This window comes from Selenomonas sp. oral taxon 138 str. F0429 (assembly GCF_000318175.2).
Lineage (GTDB): Bacteria > Bacillota > Negativicutes > Selenomonadales > Selenomonadaceae > Centipeda > Centipeda timonae.
Window position 1 is genome coordinate 308831 of the sequence record NZ_KB290930.1, and the last position, 15892, is coordinate 324722.

Genomic DNA, 15892 nt, shown 5'->3' on the forward strand with positions numbered 1-15892 from the left:
GTTTTGATAAAAAACTATTTCTCTGTTAAATATGTCCATCCATCGCGCTGCTCAACGAGACCGTCTTTCATGAGTCTGCCAAGTGCGCGCTTGAACGCCCCCTTGCTGATATGAAATCGATCCTGAATGACCTCGGGCGATGTGTCATCGGTGTAGGGCATCTTTCCGTCATGTTCCATCAGGAGGGCGAGCAGACGATCCGCATCCTCGATGCGGGCGGTCTCCTTGGGAGGTCTGAGCGATGCGTTTAGGCGTCCATCCTCACGTAGATAGGTCACGCGTATCTCCACGGTCTCTCCTACGCGCGGACGATTTTGAACCTCGCGATGATCGATAAATGCGATGTAACGTTCCTCGGTAAAGAGGAAGATACCGCGCTCGGTGATATTATAGACCGATGCTTTCAGGTGATCTCCCACGCGTACCCCTTCGGCAGGACGCGAGGCGCGGCGGAGCTCGTCCTCAACCTCCATTGTCACCGCGAGCCGTCCGGATTTATCCGTGTAAAGCTTTGCCCATACGGTTTCGCCGATCTGCGGACGGCCGCGCATCCCCGCATAGGGCAGGAAGATGCCGCGCTCCGCGCCGACATCGAGGAACGCGCCCTCCTTCGTGACGTTGATGACGCGCAGACGGGCGACCTGCCCCTCCTTCATGCGGGGGGTGCGCATGCTCGCAGTCAGCCTGCGCTTCGGATCCAGATAGAGAAAGACGCGGACGCGATCGCCAACCTTGACAGGCGCAGTCTGCTGGATGGTATGCAGCAGGATATCGTCGTTTGTATTGCCCGTCTCCGCATCCAGAAATACGCCTAGCTCACTTTCGCGCACGGCGGTGAGCTCGGCAACCTGACTTGGCCCGTATTTGCACGGACGCCGTGCCGCTTTGTCCCTCTGCGTTCTTTCCTGCATGAATTCTATTCCTCATACGGGGTCAGCTTCGCATCGCCCCACAGGCGCTCTAGGGCGTAGTATTCGCGTGCCTCATGCTGGAAGATATGTGCGACGGTATCGCCGTAGTCGAGCAGAACCCACTCGGCCTCGCGGTAGCCCTCCTTGTGCAGGAACGAAATACCCGCTTCCTCCATTTTCCCCTCAATGTTGTCTGCGATTGCGCGTACCTGCGTCGCCGTATTCGCAGAGCAGATCACAAAATAATCATTCGTCGACATGAGACCGATCATGTCCATCTCCACGATATCGCGAGCCTTTTTCTCATCTGCCGCTGCACAAATCACGCGGCATTTTTGCTGCTCTGTCAAATCTTACTCCTCCTGCTTCTCCGTACCCGCCTCCGGCGGGAAAAGTTCATGAATAATCTCATCTGTTGCCGCACGATCCATAATCCAAACGGTATCATCGTCCCGTGAAAAGTCCCCGGGCAGCATGATGGTGCGCGGCGGCTCGATGTTCAGCTTTCGGATGACGTTGCCAATATGCACAGAGTCAAAGAGCTCGGCGCTCGTCGTGACGTTCTGCTTTAGAATATCTGCAATGGCAGGAACCTTTGGCAGTGTATCAACGCGCAGCAGCTTGGCATAGAATGCCTTGACAAATTTCTGCTGGCGCTGCGTGCGCCCGAGATCGCCGAGATCGTCGCTGCGATAGCGCAAATAATGCTCTGCACCTACCCCGTCCAGATGGCGGTAGCCCTGCTTCATATGGATGGACAGTCCTGCCTCCGGATCGTCATAGTCCATATTGCGCTCGATATAGAGATCAATGCCGCCGACGGCATCGACAATCTGTCCGAATGTTGCAAGGTCGATGACGACATATTGATGAATGGAGATATCAAACATCTGATTGATTGTCCGCACCATTAGGGGCGCCCCACCCACGGCGTAGACATTGGCGAGCCGCGTCTCTCCCTTGTCCTGCGCCATTTTGACCCATGTATCGCGCGGGATGTTGAGAATACGTACCTTGCCCGTCGCATTTTCCATGCTGATCAGGAGAATGGCATCAGCACGCTTCTCCTCCGCGTTATCCATGTTGACAGCATCATCCAGACCGAGAACGAGTACGTTGGTGTAACCGTCAAAGCGGACATCCACCTCGCCCCGATTTGCTTCCTGCCTGATGAGGTACGCCTCGTACATATCGCGTACATCTCGATATGCCTGAACGCCCCAGCCCACGACGTAATAGCCGCCAATTCCGACTGCCGCAAGCAAGAAGATCGTGCAGATAAGGCGGAAGATTCCCTTCAGAAATGCCATGCGGCGGCGGCGTGCCCGCTGACTGCGACGCTTTTTTATATTCTCACGCGAATTTTCGCTCTGTAGTTGTGCAGCAAGCTCCTCTGCATCGTATTCCGACATCGCCACCCCCTCTCTTATTTACAGCATAGCACGTTTGTCAACGGCGATTCAGAATAAGTTCATTTCGCGCCGTGATCGTATCGGGATGAATGAGACCGCCCTTTTGTGTAACAAAGAGGATGGACTCCGTCAGTCCGACGAGCATCATCTCATCTAAAGATGCCGTGCGGGCAAGTTCACGCAGATGCTCCACCTCGGGGTACGCGCGCGACGGCTCGATCATATCCGCATAGTAGATGATCTTGTCCAGTGCCGTCATGTTCGCCCCGCCGACCGTATGCCGCCAGACGGCCTGCGCAATCGCCGCATCGTTCACGCCGTAGACCTCGTAGATCAGATAGGCACCTACATAGGCATGGAGGAGGAGCGGCATGGCAGCCTCGATTTTTCCGATGGGAATCCCGCGCCGGCGAGCCTCTGTAGGAAGTTCCGCAGTTCCGTATACGCGTCCGCAGTCATGCAGTAGCCCCGCAACGTGTGCACGTTCCTCATTCATGCCGAAGCGGCGTGCCAGCGCGGCAGCCGTATCCGCAACGCCGAGGGAGTGCTGATAGCGGCTTGGGGTCAGCTGCTGTTCCAGAATGACACGCATCTCCTCATAGCTCTTTGTCATACTCACGATACAGCCCCCGTTTCTCAATATACTCCTCTACGACACGCGGCACAAGATGGCGGATGGACAGTCCCGCACGGATGCGTGCGCGAATAACGGTCGAGGAGATCTCCAAATGCGGCGTCGGCAGCACCTCGATGTGACTGCGATCCTCCACCGTAAATTTTTCTGCAATCAGCACCTCGTCCAGCGGAACGCCCTGCCGTGTCGCAACGATGAAGCGGCAGGAACGCAGCAGCTGCTCCGGCTCGTGCCAGAGATAGAGGTCGTTCATGGCATCTGCACCCGTGATAAAGAAGAGCTCCGCATCTCCCAAATCAGCGCGCAGCTGCGCAATCGTATCCACTGTATAGGAAGGACCATCTCTCCGCAGTTCGACGTCGGATACAGAAAAATACGGATTCTCTGCGACCGCATACTCCGTCATGATAAGGCGATCTTCGGCGGATGCCGCACGCGCCCCATCCTTATGTGGCGGACGTGCGGACGGAATGAAGAGAATCTCGTCCAAATGCGCGTCAGCGCGCACCATTTCCGCAGTGATGAGGTGTCCCATATGGATTGGGTCAAATGTGCCGCCCATAATTCCGATGCGCCGCTTCAACGCACTCACCTCACGATCCGCAGAAATAGCATTATGAGTACAGTCGTCAATATAAATATAACGCCTGCATACAGATAGTCAAGTATATCGTGACGCCCTTTTGGTGACGTTGCATATTGCCTGATCGTACGCAGATAGGCATTCAGGTGTCGCATGCGCTCATTTTTTCGCGGGGACACTCCCGCGGATCTGCCCCTCCCCATAGACGAGATACTTCGTGCTGGTCAGGGCATCCAGCCCCATCGGACCGCGCACGTGTAGCTTTTGCGTACTGATGCCGATTTCTGCGCCAAAGCCGAACTCGAAGCCGTCCGTAAATCGTGTTGAGGTATTGACATAGACGGTCGAGGCATCCACTCTCTGCTGAAAGTCATGTGCCGCCCGTATGTCGTTCGTGACAATCGTTTCGGAGTGCCCCGTATTATAGCGATTGATATGCGTGACAGCTGCATCGAGATCCTCCACGATGCGGATGGACAGGATGAGATCCCCGTACTCGGTTGACCAATCCTCCTCCGTTGCCGTAGCGATGTTCGGCAGGATGCGGCAGGTATTAGCACATCCGCGCAGTTCCACGCCGTCTGCACAGAGGAGCATCGCCATCTGCGGCAGGAACTCCGCTGCAATGCTTTCGTGGACGAGCAGCGTTTCCGCCGCATTGCAGACGGAGGGACGTGCGACCTTCGCATTCTCCACAATGCGGAGTGCCATCGTGGTATCAGCCGCACGGTCTACGTAGATATGACAGACGCCCGCGCCTGTCTCTATGACGGGAACCGTGCTACTCTCGACGATACGGCGGATGAGCCCCGCGCCGCCGCGCGGGATGATGACATCGAGCAGCCCCGTCAGCTGCGTCATAACGTCGACAGCGGCGCGATCCTTCATTGCAAGCAGCTGAATTGCCCCCTGTGGGATGCCTGCACCATATGCGGCATGTGAAAGGGTATCTGCAATCACACGATTGGAGCGGAGTGCGTCAGAGCCGCCGCGCAGCAGGACTGCATTGCCCGACTTTAGGCAGAGACCGATGGCGTCGGCGGTCACATTTGGTCGCGCCTCGTAGATCATTCCAATGACGCCGAGCGGGACACACATACGCCTGATCTCAAGACCATTGGGGCGGCGCACCGAGTAGTCCTCTCTGCCAAGCGGGTCGGGCAGAGCTGCCGTTAGGCGAAGCCCCTCCGCCATAGCAGCAACACGCTCCTCATCAAGGCGCAGACGATCCAGATAGGACGCGCGTGTCCCCGCGCTGGCCGCCTCCGCAACATCCGCTGCATTCTCACGGAGAATCTCATCCGTGTGCGCGGTCAGTGCATCTGCCATCGCAGAGAGCGCCGCATTCCGCTCGTCCGTCCGCAGCACTGCAAGCCGATAGGATGCCGCCTTTGCCGCCTCTGCCTGTGCGTGAATCTCCTGCTCCATCATCGTCCACACTCCTTAGGAATCACTGATAAAATGAAGTTCTCCGGATTGGTAACAGATTTTTGTCCTGCCAAGGAAACAAACCGAACCCAGAGTGGTGCTCTGTGGAGGATTTGTTGACGATGGCAGGGCGAAAAAGATGCGCCAAGTCGGCGGGACTGAATTTATCAGTGATTCCCTTATACCATCAGCACCATATTATCCCGATGAATGATCTCCTCATGCGCTGCATCCGCGACGAGCGTATGAAAATCTGCCGTCTGATGTCCCATCAGGCGCGCAATATCTGCGGCATCATACGCCGCAATGCCACGTGCGATCTCCTGGTCATCGGGGCTGAGAACGCGTATGGTGTCTCCCTCTGAGAATTCACCGTAAACGTCGGTCACACCGACCGCAAGCAAGCTCGCACCGCCCCGCATGGCGGAAACACAGCCCGCATCGACGGAGACTTCGCCCATTAGACGCTGGCCGAATGCGAGCCAGCTCTTGCGCGTTCTGAGATGTGCCTCACGCGCCGGAAAGAGAGTTCCGACTTTTTCTCCGCGCAGGATACTGCGAACGATACCGTCCTCATCACCGCGTGTAATCACCATCGTCACGCCGGCATTCTGGGCAATCTTTGCAGCCTCGATCTTCGTCTGCATACCTCCTGTGCCCTGTGCGGAGCCTGCCCCGCCTGCGATGCGCTCGGTCTCGGGCGTGATCTCCGGAATCTCCGAGATCAGCCTTGCAGATGGATCTGTGCGTGGGTTCGCTGTATAGACGCCGTCAATATCAGAAAGGATAATCAGCACATCGGCATCGACGAGTGCGGCAACGACGGCGGACAGATTGTCGTTGTCCCCAATCTTGATCTCATCGACTGCTACGGCGTCATTCTCGTTGATGACCGGAATGACATTCATCCCGAGAAGCGCAAGGAGGGCGTTGCGTGAATTCATATACTGATGATGACGTGCGGCATTCTCCTTCGTGAGGAGCACCTGTGCCATGGTACGCCCGTACTCGTGAAAGAATTTCTCATAGATGTGCAGGAGTGCCCCTTGCCCGATTGCCGCAAGTGCCTGTCGCGCAGGGACGCTCGCAGGACGCTCGGCAAGTCCAAGCGCATTCATCCCCGCTGCAATTGCACCGGAGGAAACGAGCAGGATATCCTTGCCTTGATTTGCTTCGTCGATGAGTTCACGCACGAGATGCTCGATGCGATGTAGATTCATGCCGCCCGATGGATGCGTGAGCGTGCTCGTTCCTACCTTGACGACGATGCGCTTTGCAGAGCGGAGTTGATCGCGCGTACTCATAGCTCAATCCTGGGCTTGTCAAAATTCCGACGGAAGAGCAGTCCGTTCCGCCCGATCACCTGAACGAGATTCGCATCGGCTCGCTCTGCAAGAACGGTGATGGCATCCTCGGGTTCATCCGGTGCATTTTGCAGGACGCGCACCTTGATGAGCTCACGCTTCTTGATCGCCTCGCGGGCGGAGGCAACGACTGTAGGTGTCACTCCCTCTTTCCCGATCATGACGATGGCTTCCTCTGTCATACCGAGCGAGCGCAGCTTACGAATCTGTTTACTGGTTAGAGAGTTTCGCAGCAAAGGTCTTCCTCCCCTAATCCTGATAGTCGAACGCCATATCTCCGATATGTACGGTCATGCCTTCTTTGATGCCGCGCGCACGCAGCTTTTCGTCCAGCCCCTTGAGGCGCCAGATATACTGGAAACGCCGTACCGCTTCATCGTTGTTGAAATTCGTCATGGCAACGAGTTTTTCAATCGCCTTGCCGGAAACGATAAAGTCGCCCGCATCGTTGCGCGAGATTGTCACCTTTTCGTCATCCTCGGCATTCTGGTCAAAGACGGCGAGTTCCTCCTCCTCGGACTCCGGTTCCGGGACATAGGCATCGAGCCATGCGCCGACGTGGTCGATCAGCTCCTGCACGCCTGCACGGGTCGCCGCTGAGATGGCAAAGAATTCCAGTCTCTCGCGTTCAGCAAGCTCCTTCAGACGCGGTAGATGCTCCTCCGCAGAGGGGAGGTCGATCTTGTTCGCTACCAAAATCTGTGTGCGCCGTGCAATCTTCTCACTGTAGCGCGCGAGTTCCGTATTGATCTTGTAGTAGTCCTCGACAGGATCGCGCCCCTCGATGGCTGAGGCATCCACAATATGCAGGATGAGACGTGTGCGCTCGACATGGCGCAGAAAATCATGCCCCAGACCAACGCCGTCGGCAGCCCCCTCGATGAGTCCGGGGATATCTGCCATGACGAAGCTCTTCTCGTAGTCCGTCTGGACAACGCCGAGAACGGGGGTGAGCGTCGTAAAGTGGTAGTCCGCAATCTCGGGACGTGCTGCAGAGCAGGTGGCGACAAGGCTCGACTTACCGACGCTCGGATAGCCGACCAGACCGACATCTGCGAGGAGCTTGAGTTCAAGACGCAGCTTGCGGCTCTCGCCCGGCTCACCGAACTCGGCAAATGATGGGGCACGGTTCGCTGCATTTGCAAACTTCGCATTGCCGCGTCCCCCGCGTCCCCCGCGCACAATGACCGCCTCTGCGCCGATCTCCGTAAGATCGGCAAGCACCTCCCCCGTCGCATCATCGGTGACAATCGTACCGGGCGGGACATCGACATAGAGGTTCGGGGCATTCCTGCCGAACTGGTTCTTATGCTCGCCGTTCTCGCCGTTTTTCGCGATGAATTTGCGGTGAAAACGGAACGAGAGAAGCGTATTCAGATTGCGGTCAGCGCGGAATATAACATCTCCACCGCGCCCGCCGTCTCCGCCCGACGGACCGCCCTTCGGCATGAATTTCTCGTGACGGAAGGCAGACTTGCCGTGTCCGCCGTCTCCTGCCTTCACCGTAATCTGTGCGCGGTCAATGAACTGCATACGTCCCCCTACATAAGAAGCTGCTTTCGCAAGTGCAGCATTTCACTTGTGAAAACAGCTTCTAAAAGAGCCTGTACTCGGAGGGGCACAGGCATCCACATATAACAAGATTAAACAGCGGCCTCCGCAAGCGGATACACACTAATCTGGCGCTGATGACGCCCCTTGCGCTCGAAGGCAACCTTGCCGTCGATCTTTGCAAAGATCGTGTCGTCCTTGCCGATGCCAACGTTGTGCCCCGGATGGAAATGCGTGCCGCGCTGACGAACGATGATGCTGCCTGCAGTCACATGCGTACCTGCCTGCTCCTTTACGCCGAGGCGCTTGGAATGGCTGTCGCGTCCATTGCGTGTCGAGCTGACACCCTTTTTATGTGCAAAAAGCTGCAAATCAAACGAGAACAATCTGTTCACCCCTTTACTTCCTGAATTCGAATACCTTTCGGGCTGATCTTCTCAATTTCTGCAAGCCCCATATACATGGTGCGCAGAATCGCCTCGGTGGAATCGTCCGGCTCTTTCAGCCGCATTTTGAGATTCCCGCTCGCAATGTCATAATCGACGGTGCGATGCAGATGCTCCATGATTCCGAGAAGCGCCGACTGGGTCAGAGCCGATACACCGGCGCAGACAATATCCTGCCCGCGCTTCGCTGTGCCGCTGTGCCCTGCAACAGTATACCCTGTGATCCTCCCGTCTTCATTCGTGAAGATTTCAACCGAGATCACAAATTACGCCTCGATCTTCTCGATGACGACCTTCGTGAACGGCTGACGATGACCCTGACGCTTGCGGTAGTTGGACTTCGCCTTGTACTTGAAGATCAGAATCTTCTTGCCCTTGCCGTGTGCCATGACCTTACCCGTCACCTTCGCACCGTCCACCATCGGACGACCGACCTTGACGTCTGCGTCATTCACAACAGTCAGCACCTGATCGAAAACAACGGTCTCGCCCTCGCCCGCCTCGAGCTTCTCCACGAAGATGGTATCGCCCTCAGCGGCCTTGTACTGCTTGCCGCCCGTCTTTACGATTGCATACATGAAAACACCTCCCTATATGGTTACTCGCCGGCTGTGGTTCGGCTATGCCGATTACATGACCTCGCCGTGCGGTTGGGGATGGGCTCACGCCCAAACAGGCTATACGCCTACGTTAGAGGATAATAGCATATTCATGACTTGCTGTCAACTTTTCTTTAGGAAACTGTCAGCTCTTCCGTCACTCGAGCTCGATCGTGCTGGGCGGTTTGGCCGTGCAGTCATACAGAACGCGATTCACGCCGCGCACTTCGTTGACAATGCGGGTCGTGACCCTAGACAGCACGTCCCACGGGAGCTGTGCCGCCTCTGCCGTCATGAAGTCGCTGGTCTCGACCGCGCGCAGAACGACGGCATAATCGTAGGTGCGTCCGTCTCCCATGACGCCGACGGAGCGCATATTCGTGAGCGCGGCGAAATACTGTCCGAGGTTCTTTTGGATGCCTGCTTTTGCAATTTCCTCGCGATAGATGGCGTCTGCCTCCTGCACAATGTGTACCTTCTCCGCCGTGACTTCGCCGATGATGCGGATGCCGAGCCCCGGCCCCGGGAAGGGCTGACGGTCGACGAGATAGTCCGGGATGCCGAGTTCACGCCCTGCGGCACGCACTTCATCCTTAAAGAGGAGGCGGAGCGGCTCGACGATCTCCTTGAAGTCGACGTGATCGGGAAGTCCTCCGACGTTGTGATGCGATTTGATGACAGCGGATTTTCCAAGACCACTTTCGATGACATCGGGGTAGATCGTTCCCTGCACGAAGAAATCGACTGCACCGATCTCGCGTGCTGCCTCCTCAAAGACGCGGATGAATTCCTCCCCGATGATCTTGCGTTTCTGCTCCGGCTCTGTTATGCCCTTGAGTTTTGCATAGAAGCGGTCGCGTGCATTGATACGTACAAAGTTGACATCATAGGTTCCGGATTTGCCAAAGACCGCCTCGACCTCATCCCCTTCATTCTTGCGCAGGAGACCGTGATCGACAAAGACGCAGGTGAGCTGGCTGCCGATTGCCTTGGAAAGCAGGACGGCGGCGACGGAGGAGTCCACACCGCCCGAGAGCGCACAGAGCGCACGCCCCGTTCCGATCTTTTGATGCAGCTCCTCCACCGTCTTTTGGACGAAGGAATCCATGCGCCACTTACCCGTGCATTTGCAGACATGATAGACAAAGTTGCGCAGAATCTCCGTGCCGTTTTCCGTGTGCATGACTTCGGGATGGAATTGCACGGCATAGAGCTTCTCCTCTGCGTTCTCCATGGCTGCAATCGGACAGACGGGCGTACTTGCCGTCGCATGAAATCCTGCGGGCAATTCGCTGATATAGTCCGTGTGGCTCATCCAGCAGATGTTTTTCGCAGGAATACCGTCAAACAGAAGTGAATTCTTGTCCGTGATGTCTACTTCCGTTTTACCGTACTCGCTTGTTGGCGCAGTTTCGACGCGTCCCCCGCAGAGATACGCTATCAGCTGCGCGCCGTAGCAGATGCCGAGGACGGGAATCCCGAGAGAAAAGAGCTCGTTTGGCGCAGTAACGGCATCCTCGCCGTAGACACTGTTCGGACCGCCCGTCAGAATAATACCGCGCGGTGCAAGTTCACGAATACGATCCAATGACAATGTATGTGGATGTACTTCACAATATACGGAGTTCTCGCGTACACGGCGCGCAATGAGCTGGTTGTACTGTCCTCCGAAATCGAGCACTAAGATCATTTCGGCGGCATCGGGTCTGTTCATCATGGAAGTCCTTTCCTACTTTTATTCTTCTGCACCCTCTGTATAGTTTTCCACGGCATGACGTGCCGCATCGACGGAGAACCCCTTTTGATAGAGATTCGCCATCATCTTTTGACGATTGTCCGTCGGCTGATACTTCATTGCAAGTACGCGCTCCGCTGTGGCAATCTCCCGCTCGAAGGTATCCTCCGGCACAACACTCCATACGAGGTCATGATTGAATCCACGCTGGATCAGCTTTGCACAGATCTGTCGGACAGAGTTTCGTTTCTCGTTGTAGAGGTACATGAACTGCTGCGCGCAGAGATCCGAATCGTCCAGATAGCCGCGTTCGATCAGGCGTGCGATGGCAGCATCGATCTCCTCCTCCGGAAAACCCTTGCGCTCGAGCTTCTCACACAGTTTCTTTTCGCTATGTGCCTGCCGCGCAAGATAGTCAACAGCAGTCACAAGTGCGGTCTTTGCCTGCGATTTTCGACCACGTTTCTTCGGCGCGTCGCCCGTGCCATTCATTCATCCATCTCCGGCATTGCCTCTTCCTCAGGAATATCCGTTGCATCTTGATCCGTATCTGCAGAAGTTTTTTTCGAACCTTTCTTTTTTGACGCAGCTCCCTCTACGAGAATTTTCGTGCGAATCTTCTCCTCGATTTCGGCAATCAGCTCCGGCTTTTCCTCTAAGGTCGCCTTTGCATTTTCCTTGCCCTGACCGAGGCGCTCCCCCTCATAGGCATACCATGCACCACTCTTGTTCACGATGTCCAGCTCGACGCCCATGTCGATGATGCTGCCCAGACGTGAAACACCTTCGCCGTAGATGATGTCAAATTCTGCCGTCTTGAACGGCGGTGCAACCTTGTTCTTGACAATCTTCGCGCGTGTGCGGTTGCCGAGGGATTCCATCCCCTGCTTAATGGAGTCTGCACGTCGTACATCAATGCGCACGGAGGCATAGAATTTGAGAGCCCGACCGCCCGTCGTCGTCTCGGGATTGCCGTAGGATACGCCAATTTTCTCGCGCAGCTGATTAATGAAGATTGCGACCGTGCGCGTCTTGCTGATGATACCCGTGAGTTTGCGCATTGCCTGACTCATAAGACGCGCCTGCATTCCAACAACGGAGGAGCCCATGTCCCCCTCAATCTCGGATTTTGGCACCAGCGCAGCAACGGAGTCGACGACGATGATGTCAATGGCACCGCTGCGTACAAGTGCATCCACAATCTCAAGAGCCTGTTCCCCTGTGTCCGGCTGAGAGATCAGAAGATCCTCCGTATTGACGCCCAATTTGCGCGCATACTCGGGGTCAAGGGCGTGTTCGGCGTCGATGAACGCGGCAAGCCCTCCTGCCTTCTGTGCCTCAGCAATCATATGGAGTGTGACGGTTGTCTTTCCGGAGGACTCGGGACCGTACACCTCGATGATACGTCCACGCGGGATGCCGCCGACGCCAAGTGCAATGTCCAGCGGCAGAATACCGGTCGATATGACATCGATATTCATATTCGCCTTTGCTTCGCCGAGACGCATGATCGCGCCTTTGCCATGCGTTTTCTCAATTTGCTTGAGTGCATTCTCCAGAGCCTCTTCGCGTGTCATCTGCTTGTCTCGCTTCGTATCCTTCTTGTCCTTCTCTGCCATATCGTGCACTCCTTTGATGTTCTATTGATGTTCTATTCCATTCCCAATTATACGAAAATCCCCGCACCTTTGTCAAAAGGAATGTGCGGGGATTTTATGTTATGCGCGTGAGTTATTTCAAAAGAGAGCGGACAATTTCGTTTACGAGCTTGCCGTCGGCACGCCCCTTGACACGCGGCATAAGGACGCCCATGACCTTGCCCATGTCCTTCGCCGTCGCTGCACCAACCTCGGCGACAGCTTCCTCAACGATCTTCTTGACCTCATCGGCACTGAGCTGTGCGGGCAGATAGGGCATCAGAATATCGATCTCCGCCTTGGTCTTATCCACGAGATCTGCGCGCCCGCCGCGCTCAAACTCCTCGATGGAATCGCGGCGCATCTTCACTTCCTTCGTGATTACACCGATGATCTCATCATCGTTCAGCGTTTTCTTGCCGTCAATCTCAGCCTGACGAACGGCACCGCGTACAAGGCGAATGACAGAGAGCCGCTCCTTCTCGCCCTGCTTCATAGCATCCTTCATATCTGCCGTGAGTTTTTCCATCAATGACATCTTCTTCATCCTTTCCTCAGTCGAAGCAGAATAGAAAAACATCCGCGGAACAGCGTCCACGGATGCCCTTTGCAATCAGCCCCTGTATTTGCGTTTACGCGCTGCCTCAGATTTCTTTTTGCGGCGAACGCTCGGTTTCTCGTAATGTTCACGCTTTCGAACTTCGGCAAGAGTGCCGGCCTTCTGTGACATACGCTTAAAGCGGCGGAGAGCACTATCGATCGACTCGTTCTTGCCGACCTTGATTTCATTTGCCATGCATTTCCCCTCCCTCCACGCGCGGAGTAATTTTGCACCGATAAATGATGCAAGGACATTATACCCCATAGAGATAATCCGTGTCAATCGCGTAATGAAATTTTCACAAAACATAGGATGATATCATCAACTGTTCGTTTGAACATCTATTTATACATAGTATGCAACAATAAAAAATTTTTATATTTTTGTCTCAGAGTATTGACAATACATCTCAGCTTGCGCTATGATTTTACGCGTGAGATTTAAAAATCCACAAAATGTTCAGCTATATTCATTAAGGAGATCTGTTACCCATGCGCAGTACAACGAAAATCCTATCCCTGCTGCTTCTCGTTCTCTCCGTCGCACTGGTCGGCTGCGGCGGCACAGACAAAGGCGCAGAAAAGAAAAGTGTGGAACCGTTCCGCATCGTGACATCATTCTATCCCATGTATGTTGCGACCATCAACATCACAGACGGCGTGGACGATGTCGAGGTATACAATATGACGAAGCCCCAGACCGGCTGTCTGCATGATTATCAGCTCATGACAGAGGATATGAAGACGCTGGAAAAGGCAGATGCGTTTGTTATCAATGGCGCCGGCATGGAGGACTTTATGGACAAGGTGACCGAGCAGCAGAAGAAGCTCAAGGTCATCGATGCATCACGCGGCATTGAACTCATTCACGATGATGAGGGCGATAACCCCCATGTCTGGCTCAGCGTGACCGACGAAATTGCTCAGGTGCGCAACATTGCCGATCAGCTGAAGGAAGCCGATCCCGCACATGCCGACAAATACGAGAAGAACGCCGCTGCCTATATCGAAAAACTCACGGCGCTCAAAAATGAGATGCACGTAGCACTCGACAATGTGCCCCACAAGGATATTGTCACCTTCCACGAAGCCTTCCCCTACTTTGCGAAGGAGTTCAATCTGAACATCATTGGCGTGGTAGAGCGTGAGCCAGGTACGGAGCCAACACCGACAGAGCTGCAGGAGACCATCGAGCAGGTGAATGCACTTCCGACGAAGGTGCTTTTTACAGAGCCGCAGTACTCCCCCGCTGCCGCTGAGACCATTGCACGCGAGACAGGCGCCAAGATCTACACGCTTGATCCTGTTGTCACCGGTGAGGCAACGCCTGCGGCAAAGGACGCATACATTGATACGATGAAAAAGAATATGAAGGTATTGCAGGAAGCTCTGCAGTAACCTAACGCAAACGAAAAGACATCCACGGCAAATACGCTGTGGATGTCTTTTGCTTTGCAAGAAATTCATCTCGGATATGATCGTCTATATTTCGGAAACCTTATTTTTTCGGCGCTCCCGAAAGAAGCACTTAATAATCTCTGAGCACTCGTCCGCGAGCACGCCAGCGCGTATTTCCGGCTGATGGTTGAGCGCGGGGCAGCCCGTGATGTTAAAGAGCGATTCACACGCTCCCGCCTTCGCATCCGTACTGCCGTACACAACGCGGCTAATGCGGCTCATGACAATTGCACCGGCACACATGGGACACGGCTCGATCGTCACGTACAGGGTCAGCCCCGTGAGCCGCCAACGCCCGAGCTTCTGACAGGCACCCCGAATCGCAATCAGTTCGGCATGTGCCGTTGCATCATGTTCCGTCTCGCGAAGATTGTATCCACTGGCAATCAGTTCCCCAGCGTCATTCAAGATAACGGCGCCGATCGGAACCTCACCGAGCGCATAGGCGCGCTCCGCCTCTGCCAGTGCAAGGCGCATTCCGTAGGAATCATCCGGCATGAGGGAGCTTCCCCTTCACATCCGAGATATCAGCTTTCCCCTGATAAAAGAGGGACTGCGTCGGACGACCGACCTCAAGCTGATAGGCTCGATTCGAAGAAGAATTTTCTGATTGACGCTGTTTCTTCTTCTCGATCTCATCTTGAAAGATGGATGCGAATGTCTCGCCTTGTTCCTTCTCTTCAAAGCCTTTCCTGCGCTCAAACAGCTCGTCGTTGTTGAACCGCAGACGCTTTATGCGCATGACGCGCTCAATACGTTCTACCATCGCTGACACCTCCAATCATTATTGACACACTATTCTATCTTATATCAATAATATCGTCTGCCCGCGATGGAACTTAAACAAAAAAGGTAGTATTTACCACAATATAACGTGAAATAATGCTGCCCTAATGCGCTCTGTTGTGCACTCCGTCAGCCCGGCGGCCATGCGAGGGAGCGTCCGCCGAGAAGATGGAAATGCAGGTGTCCGACCGTCTGTCCGCCATCTGCACCGGTGTTCGTCACAAGGCGGAAGCCGCCTACATCGACCCCGAGCTCTCGTGCAATCTTTGGCACAACTACGGTCAGAATATGCGCAGCCAGTTCCCGATCCTCTTCTGCGAAATCCAGCACGCTTGCGATATGCTTCTTCGGAATGACGAGAACGTGCTCCGGCGCCTGCGGATCGAGGTCGCGGAACGCTAGCACCAAATCGTCCTCATAGACCTTTGTCGAAGGAATCTCTCCCTGTGCAATCCTGCAAAAGATACAATCCGTCATTTCATTCGCTTCCTTTCAATATGTTTTGTATTGGACTAATTCGCCGCAGACTGAATGATTCCTGCATCCGTGCATCTATCTTTGAAATAGAAGCAATCAGAAATATTCAATCAGATTGAGGAAGAACATCCGCCATCTTGCCGCAGTTTGCAATATCCGTCTCGTAGCCGAAATGCACGAGATCAGCGGCGAGTGCCACATCGGTCACGGTAAAGCCAGAGAGACCGTCTACACCATAGTTAAGGAAGCACTGATAAATTCAGCACCGCCA

The 15892-nt window shown here is 54.8% G+C and carries 21 protein-coding genes; 1 reads left to right on the top strand and 20 read right to left on the bottom strand.

Going from position 1 to position 15892, the window contains the following annotated elements; translation table 11 throughout:
• Positions 1-14: 14 nt before the first annotated feature.
• The 17 genes from HMPREF9163_RS02990 to rpsU all read right to left on the bottom strand — a co-directional run bounded on the left by HMPREF9163_RS02990 (position 15) and on the right by rpsU (position 13096).
• Entirely contained in the window at positions 15-911 is an 897-nt protein-coding gene (locus tag HMPREF9163_RS02990; RefSeq protein ID WP_009440174.1) for a S1 RNA-binding domain-containing protein, read from the bottom strand.
• A gap of 5 nt (positions 912-916) precedes the next feature.
• Positions 917-1261: a ribosome silencing factor gene (rsfS, locus tag HMPREF9163_RS02995; protein WP_009440175.1), complete on the bottom strand. Its 345-nt coding sequence runs from the start codon at positions 1259-1261 to the stop codon at positions 917-919.
• Positions 1262-1264: 3 nt separating this feature from the next.
• Positions 1265-2323: an LCP family protein gene (locus HMPREF9163_RS03000; protein ID WP_009440176.1), complete on the bottom strand. Its 1059-nt coding sequence runs from the start codon at positions 2321-2323 to the stop codon at positions 1265-1267.
• A 37-nt stretch (positions 2324-2360) separates the two neighbouring features.
• Complete coding sequence (gene yqeK / locus HMPREF9163_RS03005) at positions 2361-2936, bottom strand: bis(5'-nucleosyl)-tetraphosphatase (symmetrical) YqeK (protein ID WP_009440177.1); 576 nt, start codon at positions 2934-2936, stop codon at positions 2361-2363.
• Complete coding sequence (gene nadD / locus HMPREF9163_RS03010; protein ID WP_037345795.1) at positions 2920-3540, bottom strand: nicotinate-nucleotide adenylyltransferase; 621 nt, start codon at positions 3538-3540, stop codon at positions 2920-2922. The genes yqeK and nadD overlap by 17 nt, the downstream gene beginning before the upstream one ends.
• A gap of 159 nt (positions 3541-3699) precedes the next feature.
• Positions 3700-4971, bottom strand: a complete 1272-nt coding sequence (locus HMPREF9163_RS03015) for a glutamate-5-semialdehyde dehydrogenase (RefSeq protein WP_009440181.1) — start codon at positions 4969-4971, stop codon at positions 3700-3702.
• A gap of 176 nt (positions 4972-5147) precedes the next feature.
• Positions 5148-6272 carry a glutamate 5-kinase gene (gene proB / locus HMPREF9163_RS03020; RefSeq protein WP_009440182.1) on the bottom strand — a complete coding sequence of 375 codons (1125 nt, stop codon included), beginning with the start codon at positions 6270-6272 and terminating at the stop codon, positions 5148-5150.
• The gene (locus HMPREF9163_RS03025) at positions 6269-6568 is read right to left on the bottom strand and encodes a YhbY family RNA-binding protein (RefSeq protein ID WP_037345797.1); all 300 of its coding nucleotides are present in this window, start codon (positions 6566-6568) and stop codon (positions 6269-6271) included. The genes proB and HMPREF9163_RS03025 overlap by 4 nt, the downstream gene beginning before the upstream one ends.
• 13 nt (positions 6569-6581) lie before the next feature.
• Entirely contained in the window at positions 6582-7865 is a 1284-nt protein-coding gene (gene obgE / locus HMPREF9163_RS03030) for a GTPase ObgE (RefSeq protein ID WP_009440184.1), read from the bottom strand.
• Positions 7866-7975: 110 nt separating this feature from the next.
• A complete protein-coding gene (rpmA, locus tag HMPREF9163_RS03035) occupies positions 7976-8278 on the bottom strand; it encodes a 50S ribosomal protein L27 (protein ID WP_006691870.1) in 303 nt (100 codons plus the stop codon).
• Positions 8275-8592 carry a ribosomal-processing cysteine protease Prp gene (locus HMPREF9163_RS03040; protein ID WP_009440185.1) on the bottom strand — a complete coding sequence of 106 codons (318 nt, stop codon included), beginning with the start codon at positions 8590-8592 and terminating at the stop codon, positions 8275-8277. The genes rpmA and HMPREF9163_RS03040 overlap by 4 nt, the downstream gene beginning before the upstream one ends.
• Positions 8593-8595: 3 nt before the next feature.
• A complete protein-coding gene (gene rplU / locus HMPREF9163_RS03045) occupies positions 8596-8907 on the bottom strand; it encodes a 50S ribosomal protein L21 (RefSeq protein ID WP_009440186.1) in 312 nt (103 codons plus the stop codon).
• Positions 8908-9085: 178 nt separating this feature from the next.
• On the bottom strand, positions 9086-10645 hold the full coding sequence (gene guaA, locus HMPREF9163_RS03050; protein ID WP_009440187.1) for a glutamine-hydrolyzing GMP synthase: 1560 nt from the start codon (positions 10643-10645) through the stop codon (positions 9086-9088).
• A gap of 18 nt (positions 10646-10663) precedes the next feature.
• Positions 10664-11155 carry a regulatory protein RecX gene (locus tag HMPREF9163_RS03055; protein ID WP_009440188.1) on the bottom strand — a complete coding sequence of 164 codons (492 nt, stop codon included), beginning with the start codon at positions 11153-11155 and terminating at the stop codon, positions 10664-10666.
• A complete protein-coding gene (recA, locus tag HMPREF9163_RS03060) occupies positions 11152-12282 on the bottom strand; it encodes a recombinase RecA (RefSeq protein WP_009440189.1) in 1131 nt (376 codons plus the stop codon). The genes HMPREF9163_RS03055 and recA overlap by 4 nt, the downstream gene beginning before the upstream one ends.
• A gap of 112 nt (positions 12283-12394) precedes the next feature.
• Complete coding sequence (locus HMPREF9163_RS03065; protein WP_037345905.1) at positions 12395-12838, bottom strand: GatB/YqeY domain-containing protein; 444 nt, start codon at positions 12836-12838, stop codon at positions 12395-12397.
• A 75-nt stretch (positions 12839-12913) separates the two neighbouring features.
• Positions 12914-13096 carry a 30S ribosomal protein S21 gene (rpsU, locus tag HMPREF9163_RS03070; RefSeq protein WP_005841552.1) on the bottom strand — a complete coding sequence of 61 codons (183 nt, stop codon included), beginning with the start codon at positions 13094-13096 and terminating at the stop codon, positions 12914-12916.
• A 296-nt stretch (positions 13097-13392) separates the two neighbouring features.
• Between rpsU and HMPREF9163_RS03075 the strand changes: the two genes are divergently transcribed.
• Positions 13393-14298, top strand: a complete 906-nt coding sequence (locus tag HMPREF9163_RS03075) for a metal ABC transporter substrate-binding protein (protein ID WP_009440192.1) — start codon at positions 13393-13395, stop codon at positions 14296-14298.
• A gap of 84 nt (positions 14299-14382) precedes the next feature.
• On the opposite strand, the gene tadA is transcribed toward HMPREF9163_RS03075, so the two are convergent.
• From tadA to HMPREF9163_RS03090, 3 genes are all read right to left on the bottom strand, one after another.
• A complete protein-coding gene (gene tadA, locus HMPREF9163_RS03080) occupies positions 14383-14856 on the bottom strand; it encodes a tRNA adenosine(34) deaminase TadA (RefSeq protein WP_009440193.1) in 474 nt (157 codons plus the stop codon).
• Positions 14846-15124 (bottom strand): hypothetical protein, encoded by a 279-nt coding sequence (locus tag HMPREF9163_RS03085; protein ID WP_009440194.1) that lies wholly within the window; start codon positions 15122-15124, stop codon positions 14846-14848. The genes tadA and HMPREF9163_RS03085 overlap by 11 nt, the downstream gene beginning before the upstream one ends.
• Before the next feature lie 149 nt (positions 15125-15273).
• Positions 15274-15621 carry a histidine triad nucleotide-binding protein gene (locus HMPREF9163_RS03090; RefSeq protein WP_009440195.1) on the bottom strand — a complete coding sequence of 116 codons (348 nt, stop codon included), beginning with the start codon at positions 15619-15621 and terminating at the stop codon, positions 15274-15276.
• Positions 15622-15892 lie beyond the last annotated feature (271 nt).